The organism is Actinophytocola sp. (genome assembly GCF_045807065.1).
Taxonomy (GTDB): domain Bacteria; phylum Actinomycetota; class Actinomycetes; order Mycobacteriales; family Pseudonocardiaceae; genus Actinophytocola.
Window position 1 is genome coordinate 1 of record NZ_JBJMIE010000280.1, and the last position, 18,287, is coordinate 18,287.

Genomic DNA, 18,287 nt, shown 5'->3' on the forward strand with positions numbered 1-18,287 from the left:
GGGCCGGGGGTGACGACCCCGCGCCCCACCGGTCGCCACAGCCACAAACGTGGTTGTTTACATCGTTCGGCGGCTGATCGCGGCCGTCCTGCTGCTCTTCGTGGTCACCGCGATCACCTTCCTGATCTTCTTCGGCGTGCCCAAACTGGGTGGCGCGACACCGGAGGACCTCGCCTCGCGGTACGTCGGCAAGACGGCCAACGCGCAGCAGATCCACACCACGGCCGAGCGGCTCGGGTTCACCGATCCGCTGTACGAGCAGTACGGGCGGTTCATCAAGGGGTTGTTCGTCGGGGCGGACTACGACACCGGCGTCAACAAGGACCACTGCCCGGCGCCCTGCTTCGGCTACTCGTTCATCACGCGCAATCCCGTGCTGCCCGATCTGCTCGACCGCCTGCCGGTGACCCTGTCGCTGGCCTCCGGGGCCGCGGTGCTCTGGCTGGTCGGCGGCGTCGCGACCGGGGTGGTGTCGGCGCTGAAACGGGGCAGCATCTTCGACCGGGCCGCGATGGGCGTCGCACTGGCCGGTGTGTCACTGCCCATCTTCTTCACCGGCCTGCTGTCGTTGTCGATCTTCAGCTACGCCCTGGGCTGGACACCGCCCGGCGGCACCAACCCGGTGAAACAGGACAACCCGTTCGACTGGGCGGCCGCGCTGATCCTGCCGTGGATCACGCTCGCCCTGCTGTACGCGGCGCAGTACGCCCGGCTCACCAGGGCGGGCATGCTGGAGACCATGGAGGAGGACTTCATCCGCACCGCGCGTGCGAAGGGCCTCAAGGAACGGACCGTGGTGGTCAAGCACGGCCTGCGGTCCGCGCTCACCCCGATCCTCACGATCTTCGGTCTGGACCTCGGCCTGCTGCTCGGCGGTGCGATCCTCACCGAGACCACCTACTCGCTGCCGGGCATCGGGCAGTACGCCGTCCTCGCGATCACCAACCAGGACCTGCCGAAGGTGCTCGGGGTCACGCTGGTCGGCGCCATCTTCATCATCCTGGCCAACCTGATCGTTGACCTGCTGTACGCCGTCGTCGACCCGAGGGTGCGCGCATCGTGAGCGGAGCTTGTGGAGCGAACCATCAGACACGGGGCGACCGCGAGCGGCTCCCCGGAGCATGCGAGGGGGAGTCGTGAGCTCGCAGGCAGAGGACTACCTGGACGCGCCGGAACCCCGGCCGGTGCCGGTCGAGGGCGAGACGTTCCTCGAGGTACGTGACCTGAAGGTGCACTTCCCGACCGACGACGGCGTCGTGAAGTCGGTCGACGGGCTGTCGTTCCAGCTGGAGCGGGGCAAGACGCTCGGCATCGTGGGCGAGTCGGGCTCCGGCAAGAGCGTGACCAGCCTGTCGATCATGGGTCTGCACAAGCAGGGCACCGCCAAGCTCTCCGGCGAGATCCTGCTGAACGGGCGGAACCTGATCGGCGCCGGTCGCGAGGAGGTTCGCCGGCTGCGCGGCAAGAACATGGCGATGATCTTCCAGGACCCGCTGTCGGCCATGCACCCGTACTACACGGTCGGCCAGCAGATCGTCGAGGCGTACCGGATCCACCACGACGTCAGCAAGTCGGTGGCCCGCAAGCACGCGATCGACATGCTCGACCGGGTGGGCATCCCGAACCCCAAGGGCAGGGTGGACGACTACCCGCACCAGTTCTCCGGCGGCATGCGCCAGCGCGCGATGATCGCGATGGCGCTGTCGTGCGACCCCGAGCTGCTGATCGCGGACGAGCCGACGACCGCACTGGACGTGACCGTGCAGGCGCAGATCCTCGACCTGATCCGGGACCTGCAGCAGGAGTTCAACTCGGCGGTCATCATCATCACCCACGACCTCGGGGTGGTGGCCGAGCTCGCGGACGACATCCTGGTGATGTACGCGGGCCGCTGCGTCGAGTACGCCACGGCCGACGACATCTTCCAGGCGCCGCAGCACCCGTACACGTGGGGCCTGCTGGGGTCGATGCCGCGGTTGGACCGGGAACGCTCGGAACGCCTGCTGCCGATCAAGGGGACCCCGCCGAGCCTGATCAACGTGCCGCCCGGCTGCCCGTTCCACCCGCGCTGCGCGTTCGGCAACCTGAACGGCGGCGCGAGCGAGACGGAGGTCCCGGAGCTGCGCGACGTCGGCGGTGGCCACCGGATCGCCTGCCACCTCGACGCGGACGACCGCCTGCGGCTGTGGACCACGGAGATCAAGCCGAAGCTCTGAGAGGACGTTGTGACCGCTGACGTGAGCGAGGCCGGAACCGAGCAGCCCACCAGGGAGGAGCTGCTGTCGGTCACCGGTCTGCAGAAGCACTTCCCGATCCGCCGGGGCCTGCTGCAGCGCAGGATCGGCGCGGTGCAGGCGGTCGACGGGCTGGACTTCTCGGTCGTGAAGGGTGAGACGCTGTCGCTGGTGGGGGAGTCCGGCTGCGGCAAGACGACCACGGGTCGGCTGCTCACTCGGCTGCTGGAGCCGACCGACGGGCGGATCGTGTTCGAGGGCCAGGACATCACGCACATCTCGATGGCGAAGATGCGCCCGCTGCGCCGCGACATCCAGATGATCTTCCAGGACCCGTACTCGTCGCTCAACCCGCGGCACACCGTCGGCACGATCGTCGGCGCGCCGTTCAAGCTGCAGAACGTGGAGACCGAACACGGCGTCAAGCGGGCCGTGCAGGACCTGCTCGAGCTGGTCGGGTTGAGCCCGGAGCACTACAACCGGTACCCGCACGAGTTCTCCGGGGGGCAGCGCCAGCGCATCGGCATCGCACGCACCCTCGCGCTGCGCCCGAAGTTGATCGTGGCCGACGAGCCGGTGTCCGCGCTCGACGTGTCGATCCAGGCGCAGGTGGTGAACCTGCTGGAGGACCTGCAGAACGAGCTGAACCTGACGTACGTGATGATCGCGCACGACCTGTCCGTCGTGCGCCACGTCTCCGACCGCGTCGCCGTGATGTACCTCGGCAAGATCGTCGAGCTGGCGCCGAGCGCGAGCCTGTACAAGCGGCCCATGCACCCGTACACGGTCGCGCTGCTGTCGGCCGTGCCGATCCCCGACACCGCCCGCCGGCGCAAGCGCGAGCGCATCCGTCTGACCGGGGACGTGCCGAGCCCGGTCAACCCGCCGCGCGCCTGCCGCTTCCACACCAGGTGCTGGAAGGCGCAGGAGATCTGCGCGATCGAGGAGCCGCCGCTCGTGGACCTGGCACCGGGGCACAAGGTCGCGTGCCACTTCCCGGAGAACCAGGACCAGCCGGAGCCCACGACCCCGCCGGCCGCCGCCACCACGCCCTGACGCATGGTCGTCACCGTGCTCGGGTCGTCCGGCCGGACGGGGCGGCACCTGGTGCGTTCGCTTGTGCGGCAGGGACATGCCGTGCGTGCCGGGGTCCGCCACGGGCGTCGCCGGGTGGCGGTCGCCGGGTTGGGGGCCGCGCCGGTCATCGCGGACCTGTGCGTCGACCCGGCCGAACTGGTCGACGTGTTCACCGGCTCCGACGTCGTGATCAACGTGGCCGGGGCCGCCGATCCCGACCCGGCCGCGGTGGCGCTGGTCGACCGCGACGGTGCCATCGCCGCGGTGCGCGCGGCCGAACGCGCGGCGGTGCGCCGGTACATCCAGCTCTCCGCCCAGTTCGCCGACGCGCCGGACCAGGGCGACCGGCTGGTGCGCTCGATCCTCGACGCCAAGCAGATCTCCGACAACGTCCTGGTCCGGTCGAGCCTGGTGTGGACGGTCGTGCGGGCCGGCACCCTGACCGACGAGCCGGCCACGAACCGGGTCGCCGTCGCCGGTCACCTCGACGCCGGCCGCATCCCGCGCCAGGACGTCGCCGCGGTGCTCGCCGCGTGCCTGCTGGAGCCGCGCACCGAGAACCGGGGCTTCGACGTGCACAGCGGGCCGACGCCCGTGGCCGCGGCCCTGGCCGCGCTCACCTGACCAGCCCGCCTCCCGCCTTCCGCCTTCCGGCGAAGGCGCAGTGGGTGCGGAGGCCCCAACCCGGGTTGAGTGATCCTCCAGCCATGTCGGTGATCATGGGAGGACGGGGGCGGGTCTCGTCAGGGGTTGCCGGGCCCGCCCCCAGCGCGTCGGCTACCGGGAGAAGCGGTTGATCGCCGAGACCACCGCACGCAGCGTGGCCGTGACGATCGAGCTGTGGACACCCACGCCCCAGAGCGTGCGCTCACCGATGGCGCACTCCACGTACGCCGCCGCCCGGGCGTCGTCCCCGGCGGTCAGGGCGTGCTCGCTGTAGTCGAGGACCCGGACGTCGTAGCCCACCGACGCCAGCGCGTCCACGAAGGCCGCGAGCGGACCGTTGCCGGCCCCGCTGATCTCGTGCTGGTCGCCCTCCACCTCGACGACCGCGGTGATCTCGTCGTGGCCGCGGCCGTCGTCGGCGATGCGGTGTTCGCGCAGCACCACCGGCGAGGTCAGGTCCAGGTACTCGGCCGCGAACGTCGACCACATCAGCGCCGGCGACACCTCGCCGCCCTCGTTGTCCGTGTACCGCTGGACGACCTGCGAGAACTCGATCTGCAGCCGACGCGGCAGGTCGAGCTGGTGCTCGGTCTTCATGACGTACGCGACGCCGCCCTTGCCGGACTGCGAGTTGACCCGGATCACGGCCTCGTACGTCCGGCCGACGTCCTTCGGGTCGATCGGCAGGTACGGCACCTCCCACGGGTGGTCGTCCACCGAGTGCCCGGCGCGGGACGCCTCGTTCCGCAGCGCGTCGAAGCCCTTGTTGATGGCGTCCTGGTGCGAGCCGGAGAACGCCGTGAACACCAGGTCGCCGCCCCACGGGTGGCGCTCGCCGACCGGCAGCTGGTTGCAGTACTCGACGGTCCGGCGGATCTCGTCGATGTCGGAGAAGTCGATCTGCGGGTCGATGCCCTGGCTGAACAGGTTCATGCCCAGCGTCACCAGGCACACGTTGCCGGTGCGCTCGCCGTTGCCGAACAGGCACCCCTCGATCCGGTCCGCGCCGGCCTGGTACCCCAGCTCCGCCGCCGCGACACCCGTGCCGCGGTCGTTGTGCGGGTGCAGGGACAGCACGACCGCGTCCCGCCGCTCCAGGTTGCGGTTCATCCACTCGATCGAGTCGGCGTACACGTTCGGCGTCGCCATCTCGACGGTGGCCGGCAGGTTGATGATCACCGGCTTGTCCGCGGACGGCCGCCAGATCTCGGTGACCGCGTTGCACACCTCGGCGGCGTACGACAGCTCGGTGCCGGTGTAGGACTCGGGGGAGTACTCGAAGCGGAAGTCCGTGTCGGAGTACTTGCCGGCGAGCTCGGCCACCATCTCGGCCGCGGAGGTCGCGATCTTCTTGATGCCCTCGCGCTCCTCGCGGAACACCACGCGCCGCTGCAGGATCGAGGTCGAGTTGTAGATGTGCACGATCGCCTTGTTGGCGCCCTGCAGCGCCTCGAAGGTGCGCTCGATCAGCTCTGGCCGGCACTGCGACAGCACCTGGATCGACACGTCGTCGGGTACCGCGCCGTCGTTGATGATCTCGCGGACGAAGTCGAAGTCGGTCTGCGAGGCCGCCGGGAAGCCGACCTCGATCTCCTTGTAGCCCATGCGGACGAGCAGGTCGAACATGCGCCGCTTGCGGGCCGGGGACATCGGGTCGATCAGCGCCTGGTTGCCGTCGCGCAGGTCGACCGCGCACCACTGCGGCGCGCGGGTGATCACCTTGTCCGGCCAGGTGCGGTCCGGCAGCGTGATCGGCTCCACGACCTGCGCGAACGGCTTGTAGCGGTGCACCGGCATCGACGTGCCGCGCTGGGTGTTCCACGACGGCTGGTCGGCGGGCGCCGGCCGGGACGGCATCCGGATGTTGCTGGTGGCGGAACGTTGGACGTCGGGGATGCTCATGGGGGAAGTCTCCTGCTGGTCAGTGACTGGATAGACCGGCAAGGCTTCGCCCCGCGGCGGGGAGCCGGTCCGATCAGGCCCCGTCGCGGCACCGAAGCAGGAGAGCACGCGCCACGGCGACAGCCTAGCCACCCCGTGGGGCGGAGAAGAAGGCGGCGTCCACATAGTGGGCCGAACGGCCTACGACGATTGCTCCGGTAGGCGAGTTTCGTCACATAGACCGCCGGGCATCCCCCAGTCATGACTACTCGTACCGCCAGCGGCACGGCCGCACGTGTTATCTCGCTCGTGGGGGCGGTCTTCGCGCTCATCGAGGTCATCTACATCCTGCTGATCCTGTTCGGCGCGAGTGCGAGCAACGGCTTCTTCAAGTTCATCTCGTCGCTCGCCGAGCCGCTCGCCCTCTTCTGGCCCGGCTTGTTCCCGATCGACAACTACCAGCTCAACGTGATCGTGAACTACGGTCTCGCGGCGGTGTTCTGGCTGGTCGTGGCCGGTATCCTCGCGCGACTCGTGGGTCGCTGGTAAACGTGACAGACTCCCACCATGGCGACTGTTACGCGGTCGGGCATGGTGGGAGTCGTTGCCGGTGTGGTCCGCTGGGTCGGGTTGGTGTTCGCGCTGATCCTGGCCGTCCACGTGCTGCTGACCGTGGGCAACGCCAACCCGGCCAACGGCATCACCACGTTCTTCGCGACCACGGCCGACTGGCTCGTGCTCGCCTTCAAGAATCTCTTCACCCCGGAGAACGCCACGCTGCGGGTGCTGGTCAACTACGGCCTCGCGGCCATCTTCTGGCTCATCGCGACAGCGGTTTTGTCACGACTGGTCCGGCGTCTTGGCTGACTGGCCACCAAGTGGACAGAGGTCCGACCAGAACGATTCTTGCTCAAATTTATAGAACGTGTTCTAGTTAGCGGGTGGACACGATCCCGGCCGCTGTCGAGGACGCCGCGCGTCGGTTCGGTGCCGCCGAGGCACTCGTCGACGGGCCCGTGCGCATGAGCTGGCGCCAGCTGCACGAGCAGGTCCAGGGCGCCGCCGGAGTGTTCATCGACGGCGGAGTGCGGCCCGGCGACCGGGTCGCCGTCTGCGCCCCCAACACGCACCACTGGGTCCTCATGGCCCTCGGTGCCCTGTCCGCCGGTGCGACGCTCGTCCCCGTCAACACCCGCTTCACCGCGACCGAGACCGCCGACCTCCTCGACCGCACACACGCCAGGGCGCTCGTGGTCGCCGACGACTTCCTCGGCCGCGACCGGCTGGCCGAGCTGCGGGCGGGCGGCCACCGCGTGCCCGACCTCGTCCTCCCGGTCTCGCCGGCGCAGCCCTGGCGACCACTCGAACCGCGCGACGTGGCCGTACCCCTGGGCGGCGACGACGTCAGCGACATCCTCTTCACCGCCGGCACCACCGGGCGCAGCAAGGGTGCGGTGAGCGCGCACCGCCAGGTCCTGGCCGTCGCCCGCGCGTGGGCGGAACGCGGCGAGGTCACCGCGGAGGACCGGTACCTCGTGATCAACCCGTTCTTCCACAGCTTCGGCTACAAGGCAGGCATCGTCGTCTGCCTGCTCACCGGCGCGACGATCGTCCCGCAGGCCGTGTACGACGCCGCCGCGGCCGCCCGGCTGGTCCACGACGAACGGATCAGCGTCATGCCCGGCGCCCCCACGATCTTCCAGACCATGCTGGACCTGCCGGAGGTCGACCTGAAGTCGCTCCGGCTGGCGGTGACCGGTGCCGCCGTCGTGCCCGTCGCGCTCGTCGAGCGGATGCAGGCGGAGTTCGGCACGGTCCTCACCGCGTACGGCATGACCGAGGCCGTCGTCGCGACCATGTGCACCCCCGGCGACGACGCCCGCACCGTCGCGACCACCTGCGGCCGCCCGGCCGCCGGCTTCGAGCTGCGCACCGGCGCACGTGACGAGATCCTCCTGCGCGGCCCCAACGTCATGCTCGGCTACCTCGACGACCCCGAGGCCACCGCCGAGGCCATCGACGCCGACGGCTGGCTGCACACCGGCGACGTCGGCCGCGTCGACGAGCGGGGCTACCTGACGATCACCGACCGCCTCAAGGACATGTACATCTGCGGCGGCTTCAACGTGTACCCGGCCGAGGTCGAGCAGGCGCTGGCCAGGATGCCCGGCGTGGCGGACTCCGCGGTCGTGGGCGTGCCCGACGAACGCCTCGGCGAGGTGGGCAAGGCGTTCGTCGTCACCCGTGGTCCCGGACTGTCCACTACGGATGTGATCGGGTACTGCAAGGGCGTGCTGGCCAACTTCAAGGTGCCCCGGCACGTCGAGTTCCTGGCCGAGCTGCCCCGCAACGCCGCGGGCAAGGTGCTCAAGTTCCAGCTGCGCGCGTGACCGGCCCGGCGTCCCGTTTCGTTATGCCGTCGAGGACGATTCGCAGGTAGTGGTCGGCGAGCTCCTCGGGCGTGAACCGCCCACCCGGGCGGAACCAGCGCACCGCGACCCACACGGAGTCGCGGAGGAAGCGGTAGGTGACCTCCGGGTCGAGGTCCGCCCGGAAGCTGCCGGCGTCGATGCCGTCGCGCAGGACGGTGATCCAGATCCGCCGGACCTCCTCCTCGGCCTTGGTGAGGTAGTTGAACCGGGGGAGCGTGCGGAGGTAGCTGCGTTCGTTCTGCAGCACGGTGATGGCCGCGCGGTGCTCGCCGAGCGACCGGAACGCCTCGGTGACCAGTCCGCGCAGCGCGGTGACCGGCTCGCCGCCCGAGATCCGGCGGTAGGTGTCGACCAGCTCGCCCAGGTAGCTGGAGAGCAGCTCGTCGAGGATCGTCTCCTTCGAGTCGAAGTGGTGGTAGAGGCTGCCGGACAGCACGCCGGCCGCGTCGCCGATGTGGCGGACGGTGGTGGCCCGGTAGCCGCGCTCCGCGAACAGCTCGGCCGCGATCCGCACCAGGTCGGCCCGGCGTTCGGAGGGCTTGCCACGCGATTCGGTCATGTTTCTCTCTCCCACACCCAAGCGCTAGCTTGGTAGCCTAGCACCGTGGCTGACGCCTTCATCGTCGATGCGGTCCGCACACCGGTAGGCCGGCGCGGCGGCGGGTTGTCCGCCGTGCACCCGGCCGACCTGGGCGCGCACGTCCTGCGTGCGCTCTTCGACCGCGTCGCGCTTGACCCCGCCCTGGTGGACGACGTGATCTTCGGGTGCGTCGACACGATCGGCCCGCAGGCCGGCGACATCGCGCGGACGTGCTGGCTCGTGGCCGGGCTGCCGTCCGAGGTGCCCGGCGTGACCGTCGACCGGCAGTGCGGCTCGTCCCAGCAGGCCGTGCACTTCGCGGCGCAGGCCGTCATGTCCGGCACCGCGGACGTCGTGGTGGCGGGCGGTGTGCAGAACATGAGCGCGATCCCCATCTCCGCGGCCATGCTCGCCGGCCGGGAGCACGGGTTCCCCGACCCGTTCTCGACGTCGCCCGGCTGGCGGGCGCGCTACGGCGACCAGGAGATCTCCCAGTTCCGGGGCGCAGAGATGATCGCCGCGAAGTGGGGCGTCACGCGGGCCGAGATGGAGGAGTTCGCGCTGCGCAGCCACGAGCGGGCGCTGGCGGCCATCGACCACGGCTGGTTCGACCCGGAGATCACACCGGTCGGCGAGGTGGCCGTGGACGAGTGCCCGCGCCGGGACACCAGCCTGGAGAAGATGGCCGGCCTGAAGACGCTGACGCCGGACGGCCGCCTCACCGCGGCGCTGGCCAGCCAGATCTCCGACGGCGCGGCGGCGTTGCTGGTCGTCTCGGCACGCGTGGTGCGGGAGCACAACCTCATGCCACGTGCGCGGATCCACCACCTGTCGGCGCGCGGCGGCGACCCGGTGATCATGCTGGACGCACCCATCGCGGCGACCGAGTACGCGCTGACCCGCGCCGGACTGTCCATCTCGGACATCTCGCTCGTGGAGATCAACGAGGCGTTCGCCAGCGTCGTGCTGGCGTGGCTGCGGGAGACGGGTGCCGACCCTTCGATCGTGAACGTGACCGGCGGTGCGATCGCCCTCGGGCACCCCCTCGGCGCGACGGGCGCGCGGCTCATGACCACCCTGCTCGGCAACCTGGAACGCACCGGCGGCCGCTACGGGCTGCAGACCATGTGCGAGGGCGGCGGCCAGGCCAACGTGACGATCCTGGAACGCCTGTGACCGAAGCGAGCGAATCAACGAACACCACCGCACGGCGAAGCCGACCGGATGGCGCCATGCTCTCGCACGCGCAATGCCGATCAGGTGCCGCCGTGTTCTCGCGCGCGCGATGCCCAACCCCCACCCTGTGCCGGGAGCGTCCCGCCTTGCCGGTCTACCGGCGCTGTGGGCACGGTCCGACGGCCCGACCGTGTTGCTGGCCGACACGGTCAAGGGTCGGGGCGTGCGGCACCTCCAGCACCGCAAGCAGAGCCACTTCGCCAAGCTGGGCCCGGATGCCTACGAGCGGGCCGTCACGGCATTGCGAGCAGCGGCATGACCAGTGGCTTACTCGAGTCCGACCGGGCCGCGTACCGGGCCACGCTCCTGGAGCTGGCCCGGCGCGACCCCCGCGTCTGGTGCCTGGACTCCGACACCGGTGGCCTGGAGAAGCAGTTCCAGGCCGAACTGCCGGACCAGTACGTCGATGTCGGCATCGCGGAGGCGAACCTCATGTCCTTCGCCGCGGCACTGGCGAGCACGGGCATCATGCCCTTCGCCAACACCATGGCGGCGTTCGCGTCCGCCCGGGCGCTGGAACAGGTCAAGCTCGACATCGCCTACCACGACCTGCCGGTCCGGATCGTGGCCACCCACTCCGGTCTCTCCGCCGCCCACTACGGCCCGACCCACCACGCGAGCACCGACCTGGCCGCGATGCGGACCCTGCCGAACATGACCGTGCTCACACCCGCGGACGCCGTCGAAACCACGCACCTGGTCACCGCGACAGCCCACCTCCCCGGCCCGGTCTACCTCCGGCTGGGCCGCGACCCGGCCCTCCCCCTGAGCGACCAGAAACCGGTCCTCGGCAGAGCCATGGAACTGCGCGCGGGCGACGACGTCACCGGTGGGGGCTGACATTCCCGAATGGTTACCGGCCGGTTGTGGACAACGCGGTCGGTGTGGACAACTCGGAAGGTAGGGCCTCGTGAGTGGCGTCGTCCTGGTGACGGGTGGCACGCGGGGTGTCGGGCTCGGCATCGTGCGTGCGTTCACGAAGGCCGGGGCGCGGGTCGTGACGTGCGGGCGGTCCGAAGTGGACGCCGAGGTGCCGTACGTCCAGGCCGACGTGCGCGATCCGTCCCAGGTGGACGCTCTGGTGTCGCGGATCGTCGATGAGTACGGCCGCCTGGATGTGGTCGTCAACAACGCCGGCGGCGCCCCGCCCGCGCCGGCCGCGTCGGCGTCTCCGCGGCTGCACCAGAAGATCGTCGAGCTGAACCTGCTCGCGCCGCTGCACGTGTCCCAGCGCGCCAACGCCGTGATGCAGCAACAGGATTCGGGCGGTGCCATCGTGATGATCGGCAGCGTGTCCGGCACCCGCCCGTCTCCGGGCACCGCGGCCTACGGTGCCGCGAAGGCCGGCCTGGCGAACCTGGCCACGTCGCTCGCGGTCGAGTGGGCGCCGAAGGTGCGGGTCAACACGGTCGTGGTCGGCCCGGTCGACACCGAGCTGTCGCACCTGCACTACGGCGACGAGGCCGGCGTGGCCGCGGTCGGCGGGACGATCCCCATGGGCCGCATGGCAACGCCGGCGGACGTGGCCGAGGCCTGCCTGTTCCTGGCGTCCCCGGCCGCCGCGTACATCACGGGCAGCACGCTGACCGTCCACGGCGGCGGCGAGCGCCCCGCCTTCCTGTCGGCGTCGAACGCGGAGGTCACATGATCTGCGAGGGCCGGGTAGTGGTCATCACGGGCGCCGCCCGGGGCATCGGCGCGGCCCACGCCGACGAGTTCCGCCGGCAGGGCGCCCAGGTGATCGTCAACGACGTGGACGGCGGCGACCACACCGCGGACGTGTCCACCTGGGACGGTGCCAAGTCCCTGGTGGACAAGGCGATCGAGGAGTACGGCCGGCTGGACGTGCTCGTCAACAACGCGGGCATCGTGCGAGACCGCATGCTGGTGTCGACGAGCGAGCAGGAGTGGGACGACGTGGTGCGGGTGCACCTCAAGGCCCACTTCCTGACCACGCGGCACGCGGCCGAACACTGGCGCGCCAGGTCCAAGGCGGGCGAGCGGGTGTCCGGGCGGGTGATCAACACCAGCTCGGGCGCGGGCCTGTTCGGCAGCGTCGGCCAGGCGAACTACTCGGCCGCGAAGGCCGGCATCCTGGGCCTGACCCTGGTGGCGGCGGCCGAACTGGCCCGGTACGGCGTGACGGTCAACGCCATCGCCCCGTCCGCCCGGACCAGGATGACCGAGGAGCTGTTCCCGGACCTGGCGGGCCCGGAGGACATCGCGCCGCTGGTGGTCTGGCTGGGCAGCGAGGAGGCCGCGGGCGTGACGGGCCGGGTCTTCGAGGTGGAGGCCGGGAAGATCGGCGTCGTCCAGGGCCACCACCGCGGCCCGTCGGTCGACCGCGGCAACCGCTGGCCGGTGACGGAGGTAGGCGCGGCAGTGGCGGAACTGATCGCGAAGACACCGCCAGAGGTCCCGGTCTACGGCACCTGAATGCTGAACCCACCCCACCGACCCGCGTGTCCAACGCTACCGACCCGCGTGTCCAACCGTACTGACCCGCGTGTCCAACGCCGCGAACTCGTGAGTTCAACAAATGCGGCATGCACGATTTGTTGAACTCAGTGGTCCGGTGCGTTGGACACGCGGGTTTTGGGCGTTGGACACGCGGGTCAGAAGGCCGGGTTGCCCCACTCGCCCGTGAAGGCGATCTCACTCAGGGGCTTGCGTCGGCGTGGGGCCAGCTCCTTCGCCCGGCGTTCCTCGTCCAGCAGGTCCGGTGAGCCGAGCGTGCCCAGTGCGATCACCACCTGCGGCTCCACGTCCGGCGGCAGCGAGAACACGAGCTTCGCGCCCTCCTTGTTGAACCCGCCCATCTGGTGCGCGACCAACCCCTCCGCGACCGCCTGCAACACCAGGTTCTCGGCCGCCAGCCCGACGCCGTACTCCGGCATGGGCACCGCGCCCTTCTCGTTCTCCAGTGCCGCGCACGCCAGCAGCAACACCGCCGCCGGGTGCGCCCAGCCCTTGTTCCGCTTGGACAGCAGCTCGAAGATTCGCTCGAAGGTGGCATCCCCGCGCCGCCCGACGAGGAACCGCGCCGGTTGTGTGTTGCCGTTGGACGGCGCCCAGCGCGCGGCCTCCAGCACGGCCCGCAGCTGCTCGTCGGTCACCTTGCCGTCCGGGTCCAGCGCCCGCGGGCTCCACCGCGCCGCGAGCAGCGGGTGGATGGGCACGCTCGTCTCGGCATCCCTGTCGGCCATCAGATCGCATACCCCCATGACGTCAGTGCGTACGCCCCGAACCACGAGCTCGCCACCGCCGCCCCGCACAGCACGGTCACGAACGTGCCCGGCCGCCGTCGCGCGAGGCCCACCGCGACCGGGACGAGCAGGGTGAACGCCGGCAGCATCAGCCGTGCCTTCGAGTTCATCAACCCGTTCGACGTCAGGTCCATGACCAGCACGGCCGCGGCATACGCGATCAGCGGCCACTCGACGCGCCGGACGATCATGACCACCAGCAGCGCGATGGCCAGCAGGAGGAACCACACCGTCGCGACCTCGAGCACCGACCGGGCGTCCGCCAGCGCGTCCAGCGAGAACCGCAGCGTCGCCTTGCCGCCGTCGAAGCCCGTGTCCCAGCCACGCTGCTGCAGCGCGAACCAGCCGTCCCACTCGCCCGTCCGGTACGCGACCCACCCCAGGTACCCGAGCAGCCCCAGCGGCGCCAGCAACGCCCCGACCCACGGCCGCCAGCTGTCCCGGCGCGCGATGACGGCCAGCAGCGCGGCCACGCACACCGCCACCACCAGTGCCGCGCCCGTCGACCGGACCACGCCGGCCAGCGCACAGCACAACCCGGCCAGCAGCCACCGCCGCTCCAGCACGCCGACCAGCGTCCACACGGCGAACGCGCAGAACATCGCCTCCGAGTACGCCATCGACAGCACGACCGACATCGGCGCCGCCGCGAACAGCGCCACCAGGACCAAACCGGTGAGTCGGGAGCCGCCGCGGATGTTCGTGCCCAGCCTGGCCAGGCCGTACGAGCAGAAGACCCCTGAGGCGATCGTCACGGTCAGTGCCGACGTGACCAGGCCGATCCCGCCCGGGCCGTCGATGGCGGCGAACCACCGCACGACCATCGGGTAGCCGGGGAAGAACGCGAGCGGAGTCTCGGCGCTGCGGTGGCCGAACGCGTCGACCAGGCCGTCCGGCACCCCGTCGTACCCGTCGCCGGCGATCGCCAGGAACCACTGGCCGTCCCACGACCGCAGCGCCTCGGACACCGAGTGGGAGTTGCGGCTGGCCATCCAGGTCAGCACCAGCAGGCCCAGCTCGCGGATGCCGAGGAAGATCAGCGCGGGCGCGAGCAGCGAGCCGACTCTGTGGACCGTCCACCTCGGCTCGTGGCGCACGGGTACGTCGACCGAGGGGTCCTCCACCTCGGCCCGCGTGACGTCAGTCGCCGACACCGCGATCCTTCCCGCCGGTTCCCGCGTTAAGAGTAGGACGGACGTTCGCGCACGTGGCGGGGGCCACACGCACGACGGAAAGGATTCGCCTTCTCAGTTAGGCTCCCCTTGAGCTTGAGGAGGTAGCTGCCAGTGGCGCTCGTGGTCCAGAAGTACGGCGGTTCATCGCTGGAGAACGCGGACCGGATCAAGCGGGTGGCCGAGCGGATCGTGGCGACCCGCAAGGCCGGCAACGACGTGGTCGTGGTGTGCTCCGCCATGGGCGACACCACCGACGAGCTGCTCGACCTCGCGCAGCGGGTCAACCCGGTCCCGCCGTCGCGCGAGATGGACATGCTGCTCACCGCGGGTGAGCGCATCTCGAACGCGCTGGTCGCGATGGCCATCAGCGCACTGGGTGCCGAGGCCCGCTCGTTCACCGGCTCGCAGGCCGGGGTGATCACCGACTCGACGCACGGGCGGGCCCGGATCATCGACGTGAGCCCGAGCCGGGTGCAGCAGGCGCTCGACGGCGGCTACATCTGCCTCGTCGCCGGCTTCCAGGGCGTGAGCCAGGACACCAAGGACATCACGACGCTCGGCCGGGGCGGGTCGGACACCACCGCCGTCGCGCTGGCCGCCGCGCTGGACGCCGACGTGTGCGAGATCTACACGGACGTGGACGGCGTGTACACCGCGGACCCGAGGATCGTCGCCAACGCGCGGCGGCTCGACCGGGTCCCGTACGAGGAGATGCTGGAGATGGCGGCGTCCGGGGCGAAGGTCCTGATGCTGCGCTGCGTCGAGTACGCCCGCCGCTACGGCGTCACCATCCACGTCCGCTCGTCGTACACCAACAAGCCGGGCACCATCGTGACCGGCTCAACGGAGGACATCCCCGTGGAACAGGCCATGATCACCGGAGTCGCGCACGACCGCTCCGAGGCCAAGGTCACCGTCACCGGCGTGCCCGACCAGGCCGGCATCGCGGCCCGGATCTTCCGGGTGATCGCCGACGCCGAGATCGACATCGACATGGTGCTGCAGAACGTGTCGAGCACGGTCTCCGGCCGCACGGACATCACGTTCACCCTGTCGAAGGACAACGGGCCCTCCGCGGTGGCGACGCTGGAGAAGATCCGGGACGAGCTCGGCTTCACGGCGGTGCTCTACGACGACCACGTCGGCAAGGTGTCACTCGTCGGCGCCGGCATGCGGTCCCACCCGGGTGTCACCGCCACGTTCTGTGAGGCCCTCGCGAAGGCGGGCGTGAACATCGAGATCATCAACACCTCGGAGATCCGCATCTCGGTGTTGATCAGGGACACCCAGCTCGATGAGGCCGTCCAGGCCATCCACAGCGCCTTCGGGCTCGGCGGCGACGAGGTCGCCCAGGTGTACGCGGGGAGTGGTCGCTGATGGCTCCCTCGGGGGCGGATGTCGCGCAGGGGCCCTGCCTGGCGCTGGTCGGCGCCACCGGCGCGGTCGGCACCGTGATGATCGACATCATGAACGAGCGGCCGTCCTGGCCGTGGGGCGAGGTGCGGCTGATCGCGTCCCCGCGCTCGGCCGGGCGACACCTGACCGTGCGAGGCCAGGAGCTGACGGTGGTCGCCCTGTCCCCGGAGGCCTTCGACGGCGTGGACATCGCCATGTTCGACGTGCCGGACGAGGTGTCGGCGGAGTGGGCCCCGATCGCGGCGTCCCGCGGCGCGGTGGTCGTGGACAACTCGGGCGCGTTCCGCATGGACGACGACGTGCCGCTGGTCGTCCCGGAGTGCAACCTCGACAGGATCGCCGACCGCCCGCGCGGCATCATCTCGAACCCGAACTGCACGACCCTGTCCATGATGGCCGCGCTGGGCGCGCTGCACCGCGCGTTCACGCTGACCGAGCTGGTCGTGGCGTCCTACCAGGCGGTGTCGGGCGCGGGCGTGGCCGGCGTCGAACGGCTGTACGCGGAGCTGGCCGCGGTGGCGGGCAAGGGCCTCGGCGTCCGTGCCGGGGACGTCCGGGAGGCACTGGAGGGGGCGGGACTGTCGTTGTCGGAGTCCCCGTTCCCGGCCCCACTGGCGCTGAACGTCGTCCCGTCGGCGGGCTCGTACAAGGGCGACGGCTGGTTCTCCGAGGAGCTGAAGGTCCGCAACGAGTCCCGCAAGATCCTGGGCATCCCGGACCTGAAGGTGTCCGCGACCTGCGTCCGCGTCCCGGTGGTGACGACGCACTCGCTGGCCGTCCACGCGACGTTCGCCCGTGAGGTGACCGTCGAGCAGGCCCGCGACGTCTTCGCCGCCCAACCGTCGGTGATCCTCATGGACGACCCGGAGAACGGCGTCTTCCCGACCCCGGCGGACGTGGTCGGCGGCGACCCGACGTACGTGGGCCGCATCCGCCAGGCACTGGACTTCCCGAACACCCTGGACTTCTTCGTCTGCGGCGACAACCTCCGCAAGGGCGCGGCGCTGAACACCTACGAGATCGCGGAAGCCCTCGCGCGGTAGTGGAGACTGACGGCCGAAGCTGCCCTGGAGATCCTTTGGTGTCTGGTGTTCGCTACGAGCGTTGCACCGAGGACCCTGCGCACTGGTTCGTCTCCATGCCCGGGTTGCCGGTGGCTGCTGATGGGGCGTCGTTCGACGAGGCGATCGACGAGATGATCGATGCCTTGCGTGAGTACGCGGAAGACTGGCAGGAGCGCCTGCTGGACGCGCCGAACCACCGGGACAACTGGGGCCTGGTGCAACTGATCAGTATCAGTGATGACGAGCAGTTGCGCGACTGGCTGCTTGGCGCTGAGCCGGGACGAGGCGATCGCGAGGTTGCAACGGTTTTGGACCGAGGACAGCTAAGGATTCACCCGATCGGTTGACGCTTTCGCCCAATCCGGTGGTGCAGGTCCATTTCGGGTATGTTTTGCCGCGCCGGGTCGGGGGGAAGCGACACCGTGGAGCGACAGAGCATGACCGCAGCACGACCGCGGGCACTCCGGCCGGAAGACTGGGGTCTCGCCGCCGCGCCTCGGGGTGTGCTGCCCTTGTACCTCGGCGTCGAGGCGTTCACGGTCGCGCTCGTCGTCCTGTTCCCGGGTGGGCCGGCGACCGGACCGGACTGGGCGCGGTTCGGTGCCCTGCTCGTCGCGGCGGGCCTGCAGACGGAGTTCTCGCTGCGCACCGAGAAGGCGCGCCGCTACCTCGCCGACGGGCCGCACATCAGCATGACGTCGGTCTGGATGTTCGCCGGCGCGGTGGTGCTGCCGGCGTTCCTGGCCGTCGGGCTGACCGTGATCATCTACCTGCACCTGTGGCTGCGCGTCTGGTGGCGCGTGCAGGGGCGCTCGGCCTACCGGGTCGTCTACTCGGCGACCACGATCGTGCTGGCGTGTGTCGCGGTCGAGCCGGTCATGAAGTGGTGCGGTGTGACGAACGTCCTCACCGACGGCTACCACGGCGGCCTGGTCCTGCTGGCCATCGTCGTCTCCGCGTTCGTCTACACGACGATCAACGGCGGCATCGTCGCGGTCGGGATCAAGCTGCACCACCCGGGCCGGCCGTGGCGGCAGACCTTCGGCACGCGCGCGGAGAACGCGTTGGAGCTGGCCACGCTCAGCCTCGGCGGCGCGACCGCGGTGGTGCTGGTGACCCAGCCGGCGCTGGTCGCGCTGATGCTGCTGCCGGTCGTCGTCCTACACCGCAACGTCCTCATGCGACAGCTGGAGGAGAAGGCCGCGCAGGACTCGAAGACCGGCCTGCTCACCGCGGAGGAGTGGCGCGTCCGCGTGGCCA

At 70.3% G+C, this 18,287-nt stretch carries 19 protein-coding genes and 1 pseudogene; 16 read left to right on the top strand and 4 right to left on the bottom strand.

The window, feature by feature from the left end; translation table 11 throughout:
- Nucleotides 1-49 precede the first annotated feature (49 nt).
- The 4 genes from ACJ73U_RS16260 (at nucleotide 50) to ACJ73U_RS16275 (ending at nucleotide 3,935) form a co-directional block, all read left to right on the top strand.
- Complete coding sequence (locus ACJ73U_RS16260) at nucleotides 50-1,063, top strand: ABC transporter permease (RefSeq protein WP_407778463.1); 1,014 nt, start codon at nucleotides 50-52, stop codon at nucleotides 1,061-1,063.
- 73 nt (nucleotides 1,064-1,136) lie between these two features.
- A complete protein-coding gene (locus tag ACJ73U_RS16265; protein ID WP_407778464.1) occupies nucleotides 1,137-2,216 on the top strand; it encodes an ABC transporter ATP-binding protein in 1,080 nt (359 codons plus the stop codon).
- Between the two features lie 9 nt (nucleotides 2,217-2,225).
- Nucleotides 2,226-3,290 (top strand): ABC transporter ATP-binding protein, encoded by a 1,065-nt coding sequence (locus tag ACJ73U_RS16270; protein WP_407778465.1) that lies wholly within the window; start codon nucleotides 2,226-2,228, stop codon nucleotides 3,288-3,290.
- Between the two features lie 3 nt (nucleotides 3,291-3,293).
- On the top strand, nucleotides 3,294-3,935 hold the full coding sequence (locus ACJ73U_RS16275; RefSeq protein WP_407778466.1) for an NAD(P)H-binding protein: 642 nt from the start codon (nucleotides 3,294-3,296) through the stop codon (nucleotides 3,933-3,935).
- A gap of 153 nt (nucleotides 3,936-4,088) precedes the next feature.
- Here the strand turns inward: ACJ73U_RS16275 and leuA are convergent, their stop codons facing one another.
- Entirely contained in the window at nucleotides 4,089-5,879 is a 1,791-nt protein-coding gene (leuA, locus tag ACJ73U_RS16280; protein ID WP_407778467.1) for a 2-isopropylmalate synthase, read from the bottom strand.
- A 240-nt stretch (nucleotides 5,880-6,119) separates the two neighbouring features.
- Between leuA and ACJ73U_RS16285 the strand changes: the two genes are divergently transcribed.
- From ACJ73U_RS16285 to ACJ73U_RS16295, 3 genes are all read left to right on the top strand, one after another.
- A complete protein-coding gene (locus ACJ73U_RS16285) occupies nucleotides 6,120-6,407 on the top strand; it encodes a hypothetical protein (protein ID WP_407778468.1) in 288 nt (95 codons plus the stop codon).
- Nucleotides 6,408-6,425: 18 nt separating this feature from the next.
- Nucleotides 6,426-6,725 (top strand): hypothetical protein, encoded by a 300-nt coding sequence (locus tag ACJ73U_RS16290; protein ID WP_407778469.1) that lies wholly within the window; start codon nucleotides 6,426-6,428, stop codon nucleotides 6,723-6,725.
- A 74-nt stretch (nucleotides 6,726-6,799) separates the two neighbouring features.
- Complete coding sequence (locus ACJ73U_RS16295) at nucleotides 6,800-8,248, top strand: FadD3 family acyl-CoA ligase (protein WP_407778470.1); 1,449 nt, start codon at nucleotides 6,800-6,802, stop codon at nucleotides 8,246-8,248.
- Here the strand turns inward: ACJ73U_RS16295 and ACJ73U_RS16300 are convergent.
- A complete protein-coding gene (locus tag ACJ73U_RS16300) occupies nucleotides 8,226-8,849 on the bottom strand; it encodes a TetR/AcrR family transcriptional regulator (RefSeq protein WP_407778471.1) in 624 nt (207 codons plus the stop codon). The genes ACJ73U_RS16295 and ACJ73U_RS16300 overlap by 23 nt on opposite strands.
- A 45-nt stretch (nucleotides 8,850-8,894) precedes the next feature.
- On the opposite strand from ACJ73U_RS16300, the gene ACJ73U_RS16305 reads away from it, so the two are divergent.
- From ACJ73U_RS16305 to ACJ73U_RS16325, 5 genes are all read left to right on the top strand, one after another.
- Nucleotides 8,895-10,046: an acetyl-CoA C-acetyltransferase gene (locus ACJ73U_RS16305; RefSeq protein WP_407778472.1), complete on the top strand. Its 1,152-nt coding sequence runs from the start codon at nucleotides 8,895-8,897 to the stop codon at nucleotides 10,044-10,046.
- Nucleotides 10,047-10,173: 127 nt separating this feature from the next.
- Nucleotides 10,174-10,365 carry a hypothetical protein gene (locus ACJ73U_RS16310; protein WP_407778473.1) on the top strand — a complete coding sequence of 64 codons (192 nt, stop codon included), beginning with the start codon at nucleotides 10,174-10,176 and terminating at the stop codon, nucleotides 10,363-10,365.
- Nucleotides 10,362-10,946, top strand: coding sequence for a transketolase family protein (locus ACJ73U_RS16315; RefSeq protein ID WP_407778474.1), 585 nt, complete (start codon nucleotides 10,362-10,364; stop codon nucleotides 10,944-10,946). The genes ACJ73U_RS16310 and ACJ73U_RS16315 overlap by 4 nt, the downstream gene beginning before the upstream one ends.
- Before the next feature lie 70 nt (nucleotides 10,947-11,016).
- A complete protein-coding gene (locus tag ACJ73U_RS16320; RefSeq protein ID WP_407778475.1) occupies nucleotides 11,017-11,754 on the top strand; it encodes an SDR family oxidoreductase in 738 nt (245 codons plus the stop codon).
- Nucleotides 11,751-12,542, top strand: coding sequence for an SDR family NAD(P)-dependent oxidoreductase (locus tag ACJ73U_RS16325; RefSeq protein WP_407778476.1), 792 nt, complete (start codon nucleotides 11,751-11,753; stop codon nucleotides 12,540-12,542). The genes ACJ73U_RS16320 and ACJ73U_RS16325 overlap by 4 nt, the downstream gene beginning before the upstream one ends.
- Before the next feature lie 179 nt (nucleotides 12,543-12,721).
- On the opposite strand, the gene ACJ73U_RS16330 is transcribed toward ACJ73U_RS16325, so the two are convergent.
- Nucleotides 12,722-13,312: a nitroreductase family protein gene (locus ACJ73U_RS16330; protein ID WP_407778477.1), complete on the bottom strand. Its 591-nt coding sequence runs from the start codon at nucleotides 13,310-13,312 to the stop codon at nucleotides 12,722-12,724.
- A complete protein-coding gene (locus ACJ73U_RS16335) occupies nucleotides 13,312-14,526 on the bottom strand; it encodes a hypothetical protein (protein WP_407778478.1) in 1,215 nt (404 codons plus the stop codon). Before ACJ73U_RS16335 ends, ACJ73U_RS16330 begins: the two co-directional genes overlap by 1 nt.
- A gap of 132 nt (nucleotides 14,527-14,658) precedes the next feature.
- Between ACJ73U_RS16335 and ACJ73U_RS16340 the strand changes: the two genes are divergently transcribed.
- From ACJ73U_RS16340 to ACJ73U_RS16355, 4 genes and pseudogenes are all read left to right on the top strand, one after another.
- Nucleotides 14,659-15,924: an aspartate kinase gene (locus ACJ73U_RS16340; RefSeq protein ID WP_407778479.1), complete on the top strand. Its 1,266-nt coding sequence runs from the start codon at nucleotides 14,659-14,661 to the stop codon at nucleotides 15,922-15,924.
- Complete coding sequence (locus tag ACJ73U_RS16345; RefSeq protein ID WP_407778480.1) at nucleotides 15,924-17,006, top strand: aspartate-semialdehyde dehydrogenase; 1,083 nt, start codon at nucleotides 15,924-15,926, stop codon at nucleotides 17,004-17,006. Before ACJ73U_RS16340 ends, ACJ73U_RS16345 begins: the two co-directional genes overlap by 1 nt.
- 38 nt (nucleotides 17,007-17,044) lie before the next feature.
- Nucleotides 17,045-17,374 carry a hypothetical protein gene (locus ACJ73U_RS16350; protein WP_407778481.1) on the top strand — a complete coding sequence of 110 codons (330 nt, stop codon included), beginning with the start codon at nucleotides 17,045-17,047 and terminating at the stop codon, nucleotides 17,372-17,374.
- Between the two features lie 90 nt (nucleotides 17,375-17,464).
- A pseudogene (locus ACJ73U_RS16355) lies at nucleotides 17,465-18,287 on the top strand (hypothetical protein); the annotation flags it as partial.

Bases quoted from the DNA above. Each gene is read 5' to 3' on its own strand.
- ACJ73U_RS16275 (WP_407778466.1), top strand. From the start codon at position 3,294: ATGGTCGTCACCGTGCTCGGGTCGTCCGGCCGGACGGGGCGGCACCTG.
- leuA (WP_407778467.1), bottom strand. From the start codon at position 5,879: ATGAGCATCCCCGACGTCCAACGTTCCGCCACCAGCAACATCCGGATG.
- ACJ73U_RS16285 (WP_407778468.1), top strand. From the start codon at position 6,120: ATGACTACTCGTACCGCCAGCGGCACGGCCGCACGTGTTATCTCGCTC.
- ACJ73U_RS16290 (WP_407778469.1), top strand. From the start codon at position 6,426: ATGGCGACTGTTACGCGGTCGGGCATGGTGGGAGTCGTTGCCGGTGTG.
- ACJ73U_RS16300 (WP_407778471.1), bottom strand. From the start codon at position 8,849: ATGACCGAATCGCGTGGCAAGCCCTCCGAACGCCGGGCCGACCTGGTG.
- ACJ73U_RS16315 (WP_407778474.1), top strand. From the start codon at position 10,362: ATGACCAGTGGCTTACTCGAGTCCGACCGGGCCGCGTACCGGGCCACG.
- ACJ73U_RS16325 (WP_407778476.1), top strand. From the start codon at position 11,751: ATGATCTGCGAGGGCCGGGTAGTGGTCATCACGGGCGCCGCCCGGGGC.
- ACJ73U_RS16330 (WP_407778477.1), bottom strand. From the start codon at position 13,312: ATGGCCGACAGGGATGCCGAGACGAGCGTGCCCATCCACCCGCTGCTC.
- ACJ73U_RS16345 (WP_407778480.1), top strand. From the start codon at position 15,924: ATGGCTCCCTCGGGGGCGGATGTCGCGCAGGGGCCCTGCCTGGCGCTG.